Origin of the sequence: Olivibacter sp. CPCC 100613 (genome assembly GCF_036959255.1) — a bacterium.
GTDB lineage: Bacteria > Bacteroidota > Bacteroidia > Sphingobacteriales > Sphingobacteriaceae > Olivibacter.
This window is the reverse complement of the sequence record NZ_JAWMTI010000005.1, coordinates 118,789-134,601: the sequence shown is the minus strand read 5'-3', so window position 1 is coordinate 134,601 and position 15,813 is coordinate 118,789. Positions and strand designations below refer to the sequence as shown.

Genomic DNA, 15,813 nt, shown 5'->3' with positions numbered 1-15,813 from the left:
TCATTACTTGGTTGAGGTGCAAGTATAAGAAAAAAATATTAAATGGAAGTTTCTGTTGAAAAAAAGCTACTGAAAATTGAGGGTTAATTCTATTTTTGTAACACCGTTAAGTAAAGCTATTCGCTTTTAACACAAGTATTTTTTTATCGATAATCCGTTCTGTAACAGTTTTGCAATGTAACATTAGAAGAGATGACGAAACCTAGTTTTGATGAAATATTTATGAACTTGGCCCTTGAGCTTGCTGAACGCTCTCATTGCGTAAAGGCTCATGTAGGTGCTGTGCTGGCAAAAGACACAAGGATTATATCCATTGGCTATAATGGACCACCTTCCGGTACGCATAATTGCGATCAAGAATGGCCCTTGGAAGGATGTGCCCGCGATTCAAAAGGAAGTTGTTCTTTAGCTTTGCATGCGGAAGAGAACGCAATTTTATACGCCGTAAAGAATGGGGCCGGTTTACAAGGTGCAACGCTGTATACGACGCTGTCTCCTTGTTTGCCTTGTGCACGTCTGATTTATTCCGCAGGTATTATTAAAGTGCTGTATAAATACTCCTATGCAGAATATAAAGGATTGAGCTCCGATGAAGGTGTTGATTTTCTGAATAGATTTGGTGTAAACGCGGTTAAATTTTAACCTTTTCTGCCAATCATCACAACAAAGTTATGATACCTGTAAATGCAATCTACTTCGTTAAATCCGATTCGTTGCAGCTCATTCAGTTGCCAGGATAAGGGAGCGAGTTTATCCAAAGCGGTACGTTTAAATGCATCTCGTATAGCTTCTTGATTCAATCCTGATTCGATAACGGAACGACGCCACTGTTCCTTATAGAAATTATCAATGGCTGGCGTTCGGCCTTTCACCTGATCTGCATTGATAAACAAACCCTTTGGCTTCAAAGCTTTAAAAATGCGCTCATAAAGCATAGATTTATCTTCGTCTGTTAAATGGTGAATAGAAAGCGAAGAGATAATAATGTCGTATTTCCCGGGAAGTGAACGTTCCCTATAATCCATTTCCACGTACGTGAAATGGTTTAAACCGGTAAACCGTCGTTTCGCAACAGCAAGCATTTCGGGAGAAATGTCTAGCAGCGTATACTTTAGCTTTGGGTTAACTTGATAAACAAAATAAGAAAACAGTCCTGTTCCTGCCCCGATGTCTAATAGACTTTCTGCTTGATGATGATGCTGTATCAGTGGAAGACTGATGTGATAGAAGTCTTGAAAACAAGGGATTAGATGCTCGCGCTCTTGATCGTATTTTTCTGATATCTCACCGAAACGCCTTCGTATTTCATCCATAAATGCTTGATATGTCTTAAAATCCTGTTATTTATGTGCTTCGATAGAAGCCACAACGAGCGTATATTTAATATAAGAACGAATATAATAATATTCGCATTCATTGGAAAAACAAAGCAGTAACAATTAATGTGAATTTTGGTGAACTATCTAGACACTCAAATGTTCTGACATAGAATAAATTGTTATTGTAGAATCACCCAAAAATTTACTATAATGGCTTTACAACAAATACAAGAATTATTAGGGGAACAGGCCGACTTTCTATTGAATCACAGCTGCAAGACGATCGATAAGAAGCAGATCCATGTTCCTTCGCCAGCATTTATTGATGATATTTTTATTCCTTCCAATCGTAATCCGCAAGTGCTGAGATCGCTCGCTTCTTTATTTGGGCATGGACGCTTGGCAAACACGGGTTATCTATCAATTCTTCCCGTTGATCAAGGGATTGAACATACGGCGGGGGCCTCATTTGCCCCTAATCCCCTGTATTTTGATCCTGAAAATATTATCAGGTTAGCAATCGAAGGTGGTTGTAGTGCCGTGGCGACGACGTTTGGTAATCTGGCCTTGCTTTCGCGAAAGTATGCACACAAAATTCCCTTCCTCGTCAAGATAAACCATAACGAATTGTTGACCTATCCGACAAAATATGATCAGATTATGTTTGGCTCTGTAGAGGAAGCATGGAATTTAGGAGCCACAGCGGTAGGGGCCACTATTTATTTTGGATCGGAAGAGTCCAACAGACAACTTGTAGAAGTAGCTGCTGCTTTTGAAAGGGCACATGAATTAGGGATGGCCTGTGTCTTGTGGTGCTATACGCGGAACGTTGCCTACAAAAAAGGAGGTGTAAATTATGAAACATCGGCTGATATTACAGGACAAGCAAATCATCTAGGGGCTACCATCCAAGCCGATTTACTGAAGCAGAAACTTCCTGAAAGTAATGGCGGTTTTACAGCAATCAATTTTTCCAAAAGTGATCCGCGTATGTATACTGATTTGAGTTCGGATCATCCAATTGATTTGTGCCGATATCAGGTCCTAAATGGATATAATGGACGAATTGGCCTCATAAATTCAGGAGGGGAATCGAAAGGAGTGGCCGATTTGGCAGAGGCAATTAAAAGTGCTGTTATAAATAAAAGGGCAGGTGGAACGGGTTTGATTTTAGGCAGGAAGGCCTTTCAACGACCCTTTGAGGAGGGGATCGAACTCCTGCACCTTGTTCAAGATGTATATCTCGCCAAAGAAATTACGTTAGCTTAGGTATTTTGCGTTGGAAAATGACTGTTCTAATCTTTCCCGGTATACAAACATTTGTTAAAAAAGGGCTTTTTATCTATTTTGGCAGCAAGAGAAATGAAAGAAGTTAATGGGATATAAAAGCTTAGCCGAATGCGTAAAGGATCTGGAACAAAACGGACACTTAATACGAATTAAAGAAGAGGTAGACCCTTATCTGGAGATGGCTGCAATTCATTTACGGGTATACGAGCATCGAGGGCCTGCTCTTTTTTTTGAACGAGTGAAGGGAAGCAAGTTTCCGGCAGTATCTAACTTATTTGGTACACTAGATCGATCTCGCTTTATGTTCAGGGATACGCTTCATAAGATGAAGTTGATGGTTGATCTTAAAATGGACCCCTTGCGGGCACTTAAAAATCCCCTAAAATATGCTGGTATTTCCTTAAATGCTCTTTCTGCTTTACCAATGAAGCTTGGTAGAAATAATCCGATCAACTACGGAAAAACGACGATCAGCGCACTGCCACAAATTGTTAATTGGCCAATGGATGGGGGAGCCTTTGTTACCATGCCGCAAGTTTATACGGAAGATGTAACCAGGCCCGGTATTATGCAAGCTAATTTAGGGATGTACCGCATTCAGCTCAGCGGAAATGAATATATACAAGATAAGGAGATCGGACTTCATTATCAGTTGCATCGAGGAATAGGTGTACATCAGACAAAAGCCAATGAGCTGGGAAAGCCGCTTAAAGTGAGCATATTTATTGGCGGGCCTCCTGCTCATCCCCTAGCGGCCGTCATGCCATTACCTGAAGGGCTTTCGGAAATGATTTTCGCAGGTGCACTTGGCAACAGGAGGTTTCGTTATTTCTATGATGATGAAGGATTTTGTATCTCTGCTGATGCTGACTTTGTCATCACGGGAACGGTGTATCCAAATGAAAATAAACCGGAAGGGCCTTTTGGTGATCATATCGGCTATTATAGTTTAACGCATCCATTTCCGCTTATGCATGTGCATAATGTGTATCACCGCAAAAATGCTATTTGGTCTTTTACTGTAGTGGGACGGCCACCGCAGGAAGATACCAGTTTTGGTGAATTGATACATGAAATTAGCGGTCCGGCTATCCCGAAGGAAATCAATGGTTTGCATGCGGTCCATGCGGTGGATGCTGCGGGCGTTCATCCCTTACTTTTTGCCATTGGATCGGAACGATATACTCCCTATCTTAAAATAGATAGACCGCAAGAGATTTTAACCATAGCAAACCAGGTGCTTGGTAAAAATCAATTAAGTTTAGCAAAATACCTGTTTATTGTGGCTAAGGAAGACAATCCGTCCTTAGACATACACAGCGTTCCAGCTTTTCTTATGCATATCCTTGAAAGAATAGATTTCAGCCGAGATCTTCACTTTCATACACAGACAACGATTGATACACTCGATTATAGTGGTGAGGGGCTTAATTCGGGATCAAAGGTTGTTTTCGCAGCGGCGGGAAATGTAAAAAGGATTTTGTGGTCTGAAATGCCTGAAAATCTGGACTTTCCCCGGAATTTCGCGCACAAAAAAATGATCATCCCGGGTGTCTTAATTGTTCAAGGCCCGTCTTTCACTACGTATGTGCAAGCAAATGAAGAGCTGGAGGTGTTTTCAAAATATCTGGAAACCAAAGATTTGAGCGGTGTTGCACTTATTGTGCTTTGTGATGATGTGCATTTTGCCGCTGATAATATTAATAATTTTGTTTGGGTATGTTTCACCAGAAGTAATCCATCTCATGACCTATACGGTGTCGGTAGTTTCGTTGAATATAAACATTGGGGATGTAAAGGACCTTTAATTATTGATGCTCGGAATAAACCGCATCATGCACCACCTCTAGAAAAGGTGCCTGAAATTGAAAAGCGAGTTGACGAATTAGGTGCTCGGGGAGGCTCACTTTTTGGCTTCATTTAAGGAAGATCTTGATTCCCAAATATGAAATAGAAAAAATAGCATTTATTAATTTGGACTGATTATACATAATTACTATATTCGCATTGGAAATAAAACGTTTGTGGAATATGCCTTGTGGTCTTGCAAGTTTAGAGGAGATTTTTAGAACAGAACACGGTGCGGTATTGCAATGTAGCAATAAAAATTGTTATTGGTTGGAGTTTGCAGGCGATTGCACGCCATTTAAAGTGGCTGATTTTTTAAATTTTAGAAAACAAGTAGATGATATAGCAATCGACGAATTGCTGTCTGAATCTGCTTTAAGTGCTGATTTAACCATTTTGATGCCCTTTAGGTCCCAGCGTTGTTTTGTGTTAAATGTAACCGAAGTGTTGAAATTGAAAGAGCTTATGCAGGGAGCAAAGTTTATGATGGAACTGCCCGGCGTCATCAAAGATTGTTTAAAAGTATCTTCTTTGCAGCGCTTTAATTCTCAACATTAATCTCTTATACCTCCTTCTTAAAGCCTATTCAGTAATTTAGACTGAATACGTATTGATTTTATTTTAAGCAACTTAAGGGCCGTTTCTGTTATCTTTGTATAAAGATTAGCGGACTTACTTTATAGGCCGTGAAGCATTAATAATTTTGAGTATGAAAGACTTATTGAGTTTAAAAACTTCATTAAATGAAGAAATAGAGAAAATATTAAATGAACAAGTTAAAGTAGAAGCCCATTCATCAGCTATTTATTTAGCAATGTCTTCTTGGTGTGATGACCAAGGTTTCGATTTTAGCGCCGGTTATTTTGCGAAACAAGCGGATGAGGAACGTCACCACATGTTAAAGCTGTTTAATTATATTAACGATCGAGGCGGAAAGGCTATCTCTCCGGAGGTTGTTAATGTACCGAAGGATTTTGAATCTTTCAGAAGCGTTTTTGAATTGGCTTTAGAACAAGAAATGCACGTGACAGCTCAATTTAATAACATCGCAGAGAAATGCTTCAAAGTGAAGGATTTTGTTACTTTCCAATTTATTCAATGGTTCTTAGCTGAGCAAATTGAAGAGGAGTATGTAGCAAGAAGAATTCTTGAGATGTTTGATGTAATTGGTGAAGAAGGAACGGGCCGTTGGGAAATTGACAAACATATACCCAAGGTAACTTACAATGCAGAATAAGCGTTGTTGATAAAATTTTAACACAAAAGCCTTAGTGATAAACTAAGGCTTTTTTTATTGGATGGTAAGGTGCTATGAATTACGGGAACGTAAGCAGAAATTATAATAATGGTTTACTTATTACTTAGGCTAACTTTATTTAGTCCTGAGATTGAGCAACTAAGCTCTGCGTTCTCATGAGTAGCTCTGGACGGTAAAGTGTACTGACTTGAGTAACGATCTTTATAAAAAAAATAATCCAATGAAATAAGCATTAATTCAGCTATATTAGAGTGTTTATAAGATTTAAAGTTATTTCTCGTTACTAAATAAAGCGTCGATCGGATTAAAGTATTATATGCACAGGGCATTGGTTTGCATAGTTGTGATTTTTTCTTTTGTTACAATTGCAAAAGGACAGATACAGACAAGAGAAGTGCGCGGTGTAGTGCAAGATTCTACCGGTAGACCTCTTGTTGGAGTCACTGTTCGGCTTTATGCAAAAAAAGACACGATGATGGTGAGCACCAATGAACACGGACGTTTCATGTTCAACAAGGTGGCGGCAAGTGATTTTAAGTTAACCTTTAGCCTAATTGGCTTTCAACTTTTTGAAAGACATTATACTTCCAATGTATTACTTCCTATTACAGAACTGGTAACCGTTAATTTAAAAGAACAGCCGCATGAGTTACAGGAAATTGCAGTGTATGGAGTGGTGCCTGTTGTGATTAAGCAGGATACTATTCAATATAATGCAAAGGCCTATACGGTCCGTAAAAATGCTTTGTTGGAAGAGATGATCAAGCAAATGCCTGGTCTGCAGGTAGATCGAAATGGGAATATAGATGCCCAAGGGCAACGTGTTACAAGAGTGAAAGTAAATGGAAAGGATTTTTTTGATGGCGATGTACTGACAGCTACACGTAATTTACCGGCAGAGATTGTAGAAAACGTTCAGATAATAGACGATTATGGAGACCAAGCAAATATTACAGGTATTAAAAATAGCGAGCCGGAGAAAGTGCTGAATGTAACGATTAAAGAAGACAAAAATTTTGGAACTTTCGGCCAAGTGACGGCAGGAGGAGGTGTAGACGCGAACGATAAAGTACAGGGTAGGTACATTGGGAGTTTTTCCGCTAATAAGTTTAAAGGGAATAAACAAATTTCGATTTTAGGATCTACGAATAATACCAATACAAGTTTATTCAGTTTTGGAGACGTTAGTGGTGCAGGTAGTCGAGATGGAACTGATTTAAGCAGTATGATCGATGGAGGTGACGGTATTAATACAGCGAGCTCCATTGGTATGAATTATCGGGATGAAGTCGCAAAAGGTGTGTCGGTTTATGGAGGGTATACCTTTACAAAACGTAAGAATCAAACAATCGGAACAACCAGACTGACCAGTATTTATCAAAATCGACAGATTAACTCGCTTGATGAAGTAAAGTCAATCACCGATAATATTAAACATAAATTGACTTGGACGGTTGAAGCCAATATCGATACAGCCAATTACCTTAAAATCACACCTACGGCCTCCTATCTAACGAATGATTTACTGAGTGAAAGCCACAATACAATTACAGATAAAAGGGTGTTCACGGATAGACTTTATAAGACTTCGGGAACCTATACGGATCCAAATGTCGACGTAGATCTATTTTATAATCATCGTTTTCCAACAAAGGGGAGAAATCTGAGCGTTAGTGCAAAATTTGAATATTACAAACGCACACGCAATGACCTGGCAAGTGATTTTTCAACGAGTATCGATTCAGGGTATAACGATCCACAGATCGGATATAGCCAATTTCAGCAACGTATAGGTAACTTTAGCTATAATAAAAGTATGTTGTTTGGTATATCGTATATGGAACCGGTAACCAAACGCAGTTATTTGGAATTGAACTATCAGTATGAATCCAATTCGATTGCAAATGCGAGAAATACTTTTGATATTGATTCTGTTACCGCAGGAGAGTCGTTGGTAGACTCGCTGAGTATTGACTATGATTATCTCTTTCAAACACACCAATTTGGGATCAACTATCAAGGGAGTCTCGATCGACTAAAATATACCGTTGGCTTTGCTTTACAACCCACTAAACTGGATGGAAAGACGCCTTCGAGAGATGTTGTTACCCATATAAACAATTTGAATTTTGTTCCTAGTGCACGCTTGCAGTATACAATTAATAAAACCAGTAATCTTTCTTTAAATTATAGAGGCCAAAATAACCAACCTGCATTTACACAAATCCAACCGATACGAGATGTCTCTAATCCGCAATACATTGTAATTGGCAATGCGAACTTGAAACCTGAGTTTATGAATATGGTAAGCTTGCAATACAGAAGCTTTAATATACAAAATGGTAGCTCACTTTTTACTAATTTTTCATTTACACATGTGCAGGATAAAGTGGTAACAAATAGGATAAGTGCCATGAACAGCACAATACAAGAAACAGAATTTTTAAATGCAAATGGTTATTATGACCTGAGAGGTTTTTATCATTACAGTGCACCCTTGGCCGGAAAAGTGTTAACGCTTAATTTGAATGGTTCAATGGATTACACCAACAATCTGACCTATATCAACCATGTAAGAAATGTCGGAAAAAATATGATATTCTCACAGAATTTGCAAGTGAACTTTCAAATAGAAGATCTGCTTGAAGCAGATCTGAGGAGCAGCTATACCCTTAATAAAATAAAGTATAATATTCCATCTTTTATGGATGCGGGCGCGAATACGTTCAGTCTAGGCTTTGGAGGAAAAGGTTATCTTCCTAAAAAATGGATCATTAGTGCCGATTTTTCGCAAAACTTTAATTCCGGATATAGTAGCTCTATCAATGCAAATCCAACGCTGCTAAATGTTTACATAGAAAAATCATTTTTACAAAATGATATGCTAGCAGTTCGTTTACAAGGCTTCGATCTATTTAACAAAAATACAGGTGTTAGGCGAGAAATTCTCGGGAATAGTATTATGGATATGCAAAATAACAGACTCGCCCGTTACTTTTTGATCTCTCTTAATATTCGCTTACAGAAGTTCCCTTCTGAAATTTAATAGGTACCGCAATGTTGAACTAAAAAAGCGAGCCTGCTCCATTCATTGTAGTCCATCGCAAGTTTGCAAATGAGAGAAATTTATAAGCTTTAACGTTTTAGCAATCTAGAAAAATTTGTATATATTAGCTCCATGAGGATATTTTTCTCATTAACCAAAGTCAGCACTATATTGAATCAAGTAAAAACTAAAATCCAATGAAACGCGTTATCCTTTTATTTTCTATGTACCTTTTTACTTCCTCACTTTGGGGACAGGAAGTAAAAACGGTTTCAAGTCCCGTTGATTATGTGAGTACACTGGTGGGAACTTTGTCGAAACACAGCTTATCGACCGGTAATACCTACCCCGCTATAGCTCGGCCTTGGGGTATGAACTTTTGGTCGCCACAAACAGGAAAAATGGGTGATGGTTGGATGTACACCTATGATGCGGATAAAATTAGAGGCTTCAAGCAGACACACCAGCCATCACCCTGGATGAATGATTATGGTCAATTTGCAATTATGCCAATTACAGGTACTGCTCGTTTTAACGAAGATGATCGTGCCAGTTGGTTTTCTCATAAGGCAGAAGTCGCGACACCCTATTATTATAGTGTTTATTTAGCAGATCATGACGTAACGACGGAAATTGTTCCAACAGAGAGGGCCGCGCGATTTAGGATGACTTTCCCAAAAACAGATAGCGCGTACATTGTAATCGACGCTTTTGATAAAGGATCTTACATTCAGGTGCTTCCAAATGAAAATAAGATCATTGGTTACGCTACAAAAAATAGTGGAGGGGTGCCAGAGAATTTCAAGAACTATTTTGTGATGGAGTTTGATAGAGGTTTTGATGACGTTGCTATTTTTGATGGTAAAACCTTAAAAACAGGGGTTTTAGAGTTTACCGGCGAACATGCGGGGGCGGTGATACACTTTAAAACGAGCAAGGCAGGTGAACAAGTAAATATCAAAGTCGCTTCTTCTTTTATAAGTCATGAACAGGCCGCATTGAATTTGAAAGAAATCGGCAGTAAAAGTTTTGAAACACTCAAGCAGGAAGGTAAGTTGGTTTGGAACAAGGCTTTAAGTAGAGTGGAAGTAGGAGGCGGTAGCATCGATCAGGTGCGTACTTTTTACTCAAATTTGTATCGAGCGCTCTTATTTCCACGGATGTTTTTTGAGTATGATGCAAATGGAAAGGTTATACATTATAGCCCCTATAATGGAAAGGTGCTTCCTGGTTACATGTTCACCGACACCGGTTTTTGGGATACATTTCGTTGTCTATTCCCTTTCTTGAATCTCGTCTATCCTGAGATGAACGTTAAAATGCAAGAGGGTTTGGTAAATGCATATAAAGAAAGTGGTTGGCTTCCAGAATGGGCAAGCCCTGGTTTGAGAAATGTAATGGTAGGCAACAATTCCGCATCGGTCGTGGCAGATGCCTATATTAAAGGGCTCCGTGGTTATGATATTGAAACCTTATACGAGGCATTGTTACATGGTGCAAATAATGCAGGCCCATTAACGGCGGTCGGTCGGGCCGGGGCCGACTTTTACAATAAGCTGGGCTACGTGCCTTATGATGTAAATATTAATGAGAATGCGGCGCGCACCTTGGAATATGCTTACGATGATTTTGCGATTTATCAGCTCGCTAAGAAATTGAATAAGCCGAAAAAGGAAATAGAACACTATAGGAAAAGAAGCTTAAATTATACAAAACTATTTGATCCTGAAACTGGTTTGATGCGAGGAAAGAATCAAGATGGAAGTTTTCAAAAGCCGTTTAATCCATTTAAATGGGGAGATGCATTCACTGAAGGTAATAGTTGGCATTATACGTGGTCTGTATTCCACGATATACAGGGGTTGATCAATTTGATGGGTGGGAAAAAAGCCTTTGCTGCTAAGCTCGATTCTGTCTTTACCTTAGCGCCTATTTATGACGATAGCTATTATGGGCAGGTTATTCATGAAATTCGAGAAATGCAGATAGCTAATATGGGCCAATATGCACATGGAAACCAGCCGATTCAACACATGATTTATTTGTATAACTATGCGAATGAACCATGGAAAACTCAATACTGGGTTCGCGAAACCATGAATAGGATGTACCTGCCGACTCCCGATGGATATTGTGGGGATGAAGATAACGGACAAACATCGGCTTGGTATGTCTTTTCAGCACTGGGTTTTTATCCAGTTGCCCCTGCAACCGACCAATATGTTATCGGAGCGCCTTTATTTCAACATGCTAAAATTAAATTGCCTACCGGAAAGGAAATTAGATTAGATGCGCCTGATAATAGCATCGACAATAAATATATTGATAAGCTTTTATTGAATGGCAATTCTTATACGAAAAATTTCCTTTCGCATGAAGAATTGATAAAAGGGGCCACCATTCAGTTTGATATGGGAAGTCAACCTAATAAAACACGCGGCGTGCAAGACGGCGATTTACCTTATTCGCTTTCAAGGGAAGGTAAATAATCGAATTGAACCCGATGCCTCTGCTTCAAGCATAACAGGAGCGAAGCAGAGGCATTTCCTCCCATCGAATACGTATTTGCGGATAGGTTTAGACGCTTAGATGTGACAAAGATTACTGAAAGAGAGGCAAGGCTTCTGCTACCACAAAGGTACTTCCACCGATAAAAATCAGGTCATCGTCCGATGCGTTCTGTTGCGCCGTTTCGATCGCTTGCTTTACATCGTCATAAGCATGTCCAATCAATCCATAATCAGCGGCTTGCGACTTTAAATCCTTTGCTGGAAGTGCCCGTTGGAAGTCGGGGCTACAAAAATAGAAGTCTGCGTCACGAGGAAGTAAGCTTAACATATGTTCAAGATCTTTATCGCGCATTACGCCAATCACCATCCGAAGCTTTTTATAGGTGGTATGGCTGATATTTTTGATTACTTCTTTCCAGCCATCTTCATTATGTCCCGTATCACATATTGTTAAGGGGGCGTTTGATAGTGTTTGCCAGCGGCCCATTAAGCCCGTAAGCGTTTGAACGGCTGCTAAACCCTCTATCAATTGGTCTTCGGAAATAATAAAACCGGTTTCTTGTAATAGGCAGAAGGTGCTGAGGACACCTAGCAGGTTTTTCCGTTGATAGCTTCCTCTTAAGTCGAGACAGATAGCCTTCGCCGTCTTCAATGGATGTCCTTCTTTCGGACTTACCATTAATTGTTGAAATTGTGTGTTTACAACGATTTCATCCACGGTCCACTCATCACTGGCAAAAAAAAGAGGAGCGGCTAATTCTTGTGCTCGATTAATAAAAATAGGGGCTATTGCTTGTTGCTTTTCGCTAATTACGATAGGTGTTCGATTTTTGATAATGCCTGCTTTTTCATAAGCAATTGCAGTCAAACTATTCCCTAGCATGTTCATATGATCATAACCGATATTCGTTATCAGGCTAACGATCGGATGGATGATATTGGTGGAATCTAATCGGCCACCTAGCCCTGTTTCAATAATGGCGATATCCACTTGCATGTCCGCAAAATAACGGAATGCCATGGCCACGGTCACCTCAAAAAAGGATGGTTGTATTGCTTCAATTAACGATCGATTATTTTTAACAAAATCGATGACGAATGTTTGGGGCACCAACGCACCGTTAAATTTGATCCGTTCTCTAAAATCCAGAAGATGGGGAGAAGTATATAAACCTGTTTTATAGCCCGCAGTTTGTAAAACAGCCGCCAGCATATGGGAGCTGCTCCCTTTGCCGTTCGTGCCGGCAATATGAACCGATTTAAATGCTTTTTCTGGATTTCCCAAGGCCTCACAAAGCGCTCGAATGTTGGTTAAGTCTTTCTTAAAAGCAGAAGAGCCGTCGCGCGTAAACATCGGCAAACGGCTGTATAGATAATCAATTACCTCTATGTAGTTCATGATGTGTAAACGCGTGCTTACTTTACTTTAAAGTTGAACACTACAATACCCGATTGCAATTCGGGTCCTCCATCGGTTGCATTTAAACGGGCATTTCTAACGGCGGCTTCGCATTTTTCCCACAGCGAGGCATCCGACAGCGTAGTGCCTTTAGCGCCAGCTCTCGCGCGTGTTACCACCCCATTTCGGTCAACCGTTATCTCCACCGCAACCCGGCCGGAAAGTTGGCCTTTGTCTTCTATTTGGGGTCTAACGGCAAAAGACCGATTAGGCAAACCTACAAGACCGTTACCGGCCCCCCCCTCGCCGTAATTAGTGGCCATGTTATTACCTTGTGCGCTGCCCTGATTCCCGGGTGTTGATCCGGTACCATCACCAACACCAACACCTTTATTCTTCTTGCCTGTATAAAGCGCGTTGGGATTAACGGTTGGTTTACTTTCCTTTTTTTCCGGCGTGATAGTCGGAGTGGTGGATGTTGGCTTTACTTTTTCCTTCGTTACGACAGCAGGTGCGTCCTCGGCGTCTTGTGTTACTACGGCTTTATCATTGGTTTCTTGAGAAGCCACAGGTGTAGGTTCTTCATTGGGTATCACTTTGTCTGGTCGCGTTTGATTGGCATTTGGATCCATGGAAGGTTCATCCAAACTCATATAGTCATCTCCCATGCCTTCGTCAACGGTACCGTAGTTGACAATTAGACCTCCGGTTCCAAATTCGACAGGTGGTTGACTTAGCATCCAGAAAAAACACAGTAATAGGAATGCAACAAACACGCCTGCCGATATAGCGAAAGCCTTTGGGTAATTGTTCTCTTGCTTATGCTGATGATTCATCGTGCATTCTCCAATTTAAATCCTAACTCTTCTCTTTTGGTTCGGTTGCCAAAACAAGTTTTATTTTCAACTTATTGGCTATATCCATTACCTGTATCACATCCTCTATTGCTACTGTTCTGTCAACATACAAAAGAACGGTCAATTCCTGCCCCTCTTGTACATAGCCTTGTAGGGTTGGCATTAACTGATCCAGCAATACTTGTTTTTTTTCTACAAAGTACTGTAAATCTTTGTTAATAGACAAGCTTATGGTCCGTTTAGCTACTGATTGTTCGCCGGATTGAGACCTAGGTAACAGGAGTTTTACTACCTGTGGGTTGGCAACGGCAGAGGCTAGCAAAAAAAATAACAACAGAAAGAACATGATGTCGTTCAGCGCCGATGTATGAACCTCTGCAGCTGGTCTATGGTGTCTTTTTCTTAAATTCATCAGAAATTACATTTTTGGGTCAATGGGTAGCATCACAATTTAGCTGCCCGGTTCGTCCAATAGATCGATAAACTCAATAGCATCTGTTTCCATCCTGAGTATTAAACGATCAACCATCATATTTAAAATATGATAACCCACATAGGCGATAATACCAATGATAAGTCCCGAAGCAGACGTGATCATTTTTGTATATAGACCGCCTGATACCGTTCCAATCTCGATAACTCCTTTGATAGAGACCTCGTGGAAAATAGTAATCACCCCAATGATAGTACCAACAAAACCTAGCATCGGAGCAATACCGGCAATAATACCTAATATATTAATATTCTTTTCAAGCTTGGATACTTCTAGCTTACCTACGTTCTCAATAGCTCCTTCAATATCTTTAATAGGCCTGCCGATACGGGTCAATCCTTTTTGCAGCATAGCCCCTAAAGGACCGTTACTGTTCCGGCACAGTGCCAATGCAGCTTCCAGGCGACCAGACATAATGTTCTGTTTGACTTGGATCATAAGGTTCGAATCGTAACGCGAAGCTTTTTTTATCGTTAAGTATCTTTCTATGAAAATAACCAAGCCTAGGAAAGCAAGGATGGCGATAGGAATCATGACCCATCCCCCTTTTATAAGCAGGTCTAACAAACTTAAATCTTCAATGGGTGCTGTCGAGGCTCCTGGTGCGGTTAGCATGGAATCCAATGTTGCGGGTGTGTCTGTAACTTGTAATAAAAACATGTTTTATAAATAATAATTTTGTTTTACACTGTTTGTTTTATATCGGTACCAAGATAAAACTTATTCCTGGCATTTATACGTTAGGGGAAGATATATGCCTCTTTGGTTATTTCATCCCTAACTTTCTCCAAATGCTCTTTAGCAGCCTCCTTAGTAGCGTAGGCTCCATAGCATATCTTCTTTCTATTATTGGGCATATTACTTTCTAGAACAAATGCATTAATACCGATGGTTCTAAAATATTTTGCTTGTTCAATGGCTAACTTCATGGTTTTAAAGGAGCCTATTACGATTGAAAATGGTTTTTCTTTGGAGGCTTTTCGAACGAGCGGTTCGTTTTCTTCTCTTGATCTTTGTTGACCTAGCGAGTCTGCTACAGGGGTTATTGGGCGACTTGAAGTTGTGGTATCCGACACGTTTGCGGAGGCCGATGCTTCTTGTTTTGTTAAGCTATCTGCTACCTCTTTTGCGGTGGCATTTGTTCCATTTCGCTGGTTCTGAACGAGCGGCTCTTGGCGTTGCCAAACAAAAAAGGCAATAATTCCGATAAAAACAATACCGGCTGTTAGCCATAACCACGTAAGCTTGCTTCCTTCTTTCTCACTCGTTGCTGTTTCAAAAGCTGTTTCGGGTACTTGCTCACCAGCCAACGATTCGTCAGGTTCTTCTTTTACTACTATCGGTAATTCTTCAGACACAGACGGTACCGTATATTCGCCAACCGGTTGTAGACCCCAAAATTTTTGATCTGTTTTTGCTACTAAGTTATAAACACCCTCGACTTCTTTAAGATAACCGATGGGCTCTAACTTAGCTTCTCCGTACTCATCAACAGTTGTTAACAAAAGATCGACTGCTTTATCGACCGCTGTAATCGCTTCGTCAGGGGATAAATGCAACGATTTAGCAACATAGTTAACCAAATGCTGATCGGTTGCTGCGTGAGGAGTTAATGAATAACTACTCGTGGGAGGTAAGAATTTTTTTAATTGCTCGTCGTATCTAGCGGCAATGCGTTCTTTTGAAAAAATACCAATACCGGGCACCCCAACCTGTGGATGTATAAGCAAGAGTTGATGCAAGTATTGGCCTAAATTAAACATTTCTTCTTTTTTTGAATCGGCAAATTTAGA

Annotated in this window: 13 protein-coding genes; 7 read left to right on the top strand and 6 right to left on the bottom strand. The window is 40.1% G+C overall.

From position 1 onward, the window contains the following. Positions 1 to 192 precede the first annotated feature (192 nt). Positions 193 to 642 (top strand): deoxycytidylate deaminase, encoded by a 450-nt coding sequence (locus RYH73_RS16905; RefSeq protein WP_335314630.1) that lies wholly within the window; start codon positions 193 to 195, stop codon positions 640 to 642. On the opposite strand, the gene RYH73_RS16900 is transcribed toward RYH73_RS16905, so the two are convergent. Beyond that, a complete protein-coding gene (locus RYH73_RS16900; RefSeq protein ID WP_335314629.1) occupies positions 639 to 1,313 on the bottom strand; it encodes a class I SAM-dependent methyltransferase in 675 nt (224 codons plus the stop codon). The two genes, RYH73_RS16905 and RYH73_RS16900, sit on opposite strands and share 4 nt — an antisense overlap. A gap of 216 nt (positions 1,314 to 1,529) precedes the next feature. Between RYH73_RS16900 and RYH73_RS16895 the strand changes: the two genes are divergently transcribed. From RYH73_RS16895 to RYH73_RS16870, 6 genes are all read left to right on the top strand, one after another. Beyond that, on the top strand, positions 1,530 to 2,588 hold the full coding sequence (locus RYH73_RS16895; protein WP_335314628.1) for a class I fructose-bisphosphate aldolase: 1,059 nt from the start codon (positions 1,530 to 1,532) through the stop codon (positions 2,586 to 2,588). Positions 2,589 to 2,694: 106 nt separating this feature from the next. Beyond that, the gene (locus RYH73_RS16890; protein ID WP_335314627.1) at positions 2,695 to 4,533 is read left to right on the top strand and encodes a UbiD family decarboxylase; all 1,839 of its coding nucleotides are present in this window, start codon (positions 2,695 to 2,697) and stop codon (positions 4,531 to 4,533) included. Positions 4,534 to 4,616: 83 nt separating this feature from the next. Next, positions 4,617 to 5,015 (top strand): DUF6686 family protein, encoded by a 399-nt coding sequence (locus RYH73_RS16885; RefSeq protein ID WP_335314626.1) that lies wholly within the window; start codon positions 4,617 to 4,619, stop codon positions 5,013 to 5,015. Positions 5,016 to 5,166: 151 nt separating this feature from the next. Continuing rightward, on the top strand, positions 5,167 to 5,694 hold the full coding sequence (locus RYH73_RS16880; RefSeq protein WP_335314625.1) for a ferritin: 528 nt from the start codon (positions 5,167 to 5,169) through the stop codon (positions 5,692 to 5,694). Positions 5,695 to 6,031: 337 nt separating this feature from the next. After that, positions 6,032 to 8,761, top strand: coding sequence for an outer membrane beta-barrel protein (locus RYH73_RS16875; protein WP_335314624.1), 2,730 nt, complete (start codon positions 6,032 to 6,034; stop codon positions 8,759 to 8,761). Positions 8,762 to 8,958: 197 nt separating this feature from the next. Continuing rightward, entirely contained in the window at positions 8,959 to 11,250 is a 2,292-nt protein-coding gene (locus tag RYH73_RS16870; RefSeq protein ID WP_335314623.1) for a GH92 family glycosyl hydrolase, read from the top strand. A 112-nt stretch (positions 11,251 to 11,362) separates the two neighbouring features. Here the strand turns inward: RYH73_RS16870 and RYH73_RS16865 are convergent, their stop codons facing one another. The 5 genes from RYH73_RS16865 to RYH73_RS16845 all read right to left on the bottom strand — a co-directional run bounded on the left by RYH73_RS16865 (position 11,363) and on the right by RYH73_RS16845 (position 15,783). After that, positions 11,363 to 12,670, bottom strand: coding sequence for a bifunctional folylpolyglutamate synthase/dihydrofolate synthase (locus tag RYH73_RS16865; protein WP_335314622.1), 1,308 nt, complete (start codon positions 12,668 to 12,670; stop codon positions 11,363 to 11,365). Positions 12,671 to 12,687: 17 nt separating this feature from the next. Continuing rightward, entirely contained in the window at positions 12,688 to 13,506 is an 819-nt protein-coding gene (locus RYH73_RS16860) for an energy transducer TonB family protein (RefSeq protein WP_335314621.1), read from the bottom strand. Positions 13,507 to 13,528: 22 nt separating this feature from the next. Further along, entirely contained in the window at positions 13,529 to 13,939 is a 411-nt protein-coding gene (locus RYH73_RS16855) for an ExbD/TolR family protein (RefSeq protein ID WP_335314620.1), read from the bottom strand. Between the two features lie 39 nt (positions 13,940 to 13,978). After that, complete coding sequence (locus RYH73_RS16850; protein ID WP_335314619.1) at positions 13,979 to 14,680, bottom strand: MotA/TolQ/ExbB proton channel family protein; 702 nt, start codon at positions 14,678 to 14,680, stop codon at positions 13,979 to 13,981. Positions 14,681 to 14,760: 80 nt separating this feature from the next. Beyond that, positions 14,761 to 15,783, bottom strand: a complete 1,023-nt coding sequence (locus RYH73_RS16845; RefSeq protein WP_335314618.1) for a hypothetical protein — start codon at positions 15,781 to 15,783, stop codon at positions 14,761 to 14,763. Positions 15,784 to 15,813: the final 30 nt, after the last annotated feature.

Bases quoted from the DNA above. Each gene is read 5' to 3' on its own strand.
- RYH73_RS16905 (WP_335314630.1), top strand. From the start codon at position 193: ATGACGAAACCTAGTTTTGATGAAATATTTATGAACTTGGCCCTTGAG.
- RYH73_RS16900 (WP_335314629.1), bottom strand. From the start codon at position 1,313: ATGGATGAAATACGAAGGCGTTTCGGTGAGATATCAGAAAAATACGAT.
- RYH73_RS16895 (WP_335314628.1), top strand. From the start codon at position 1,530: ATGGCTTTACAACAAATACAAGAATTATTAGGGGAACAGGCCGACTTT.
- RYH73_RS16890 (WP_335314627.1), top strand. From the start codon at position 2,695: ATGGGATATAAAAGCTTAGCCGAATGCGTAAAGGATCTGGAACAAAAC.
- RYH73_RS16880 (WP_335314625.1), top strand. From the start codon at position 5,167: ATGAAAGACTTATTGAGTTTAAAAACTTCATTAAATGAAGAAATAGAG.
- RYH73_RS16875 (WP_335314624.1), top strand. From the start codon at position 6,032: ATGCACAGGGCATTGGTTTGCATAGTTGTGATTTTTTCTTTTGTTACA.
- RYH73_RS16870 (WP_335314623.1), top strand. From the start codon at position 8,959: ATGAAACGCGTTATCCTTTTATTTTCTATGTACCTTTTTACTTCCTCA.
- RYH73_RS16865 (WP_335314622.1), bottom strand. From the start codon at position 12,670: ATGAACTACATAGAGGTAATTGATTATCTATACAGCCGTTTGCCGATG.
- RYH73_RS16860 (WP_335314621.1), bottom strand. From the start codon at position 13,506: ATGAATCATCAGCATAAGCAAGAGAACAATTACCCAAAGGCTTTCGCT.
- RYH73_RS16855 (WP_335314620.1), bottom strand. From the start codon at position 13,939: ATGAATTTAAGAAAAAGACACCATAGACCAGCTGCAGAGGTTCATACA.
- RYH73_RS16850 (WP_335314619.1), bottom strand. From the start codon at position 14,680: ATGTTTTTATTACAAGTTACAGACACACCCGCAACATTGGATTCCATG.
- RYH73_RS16845 (WP_335314618.1), bottom strand. From the start codon at position 15,783: ATGTTTAATTTAGGCCAATACTTGCATCAACTCTTGCTTATACATCCA.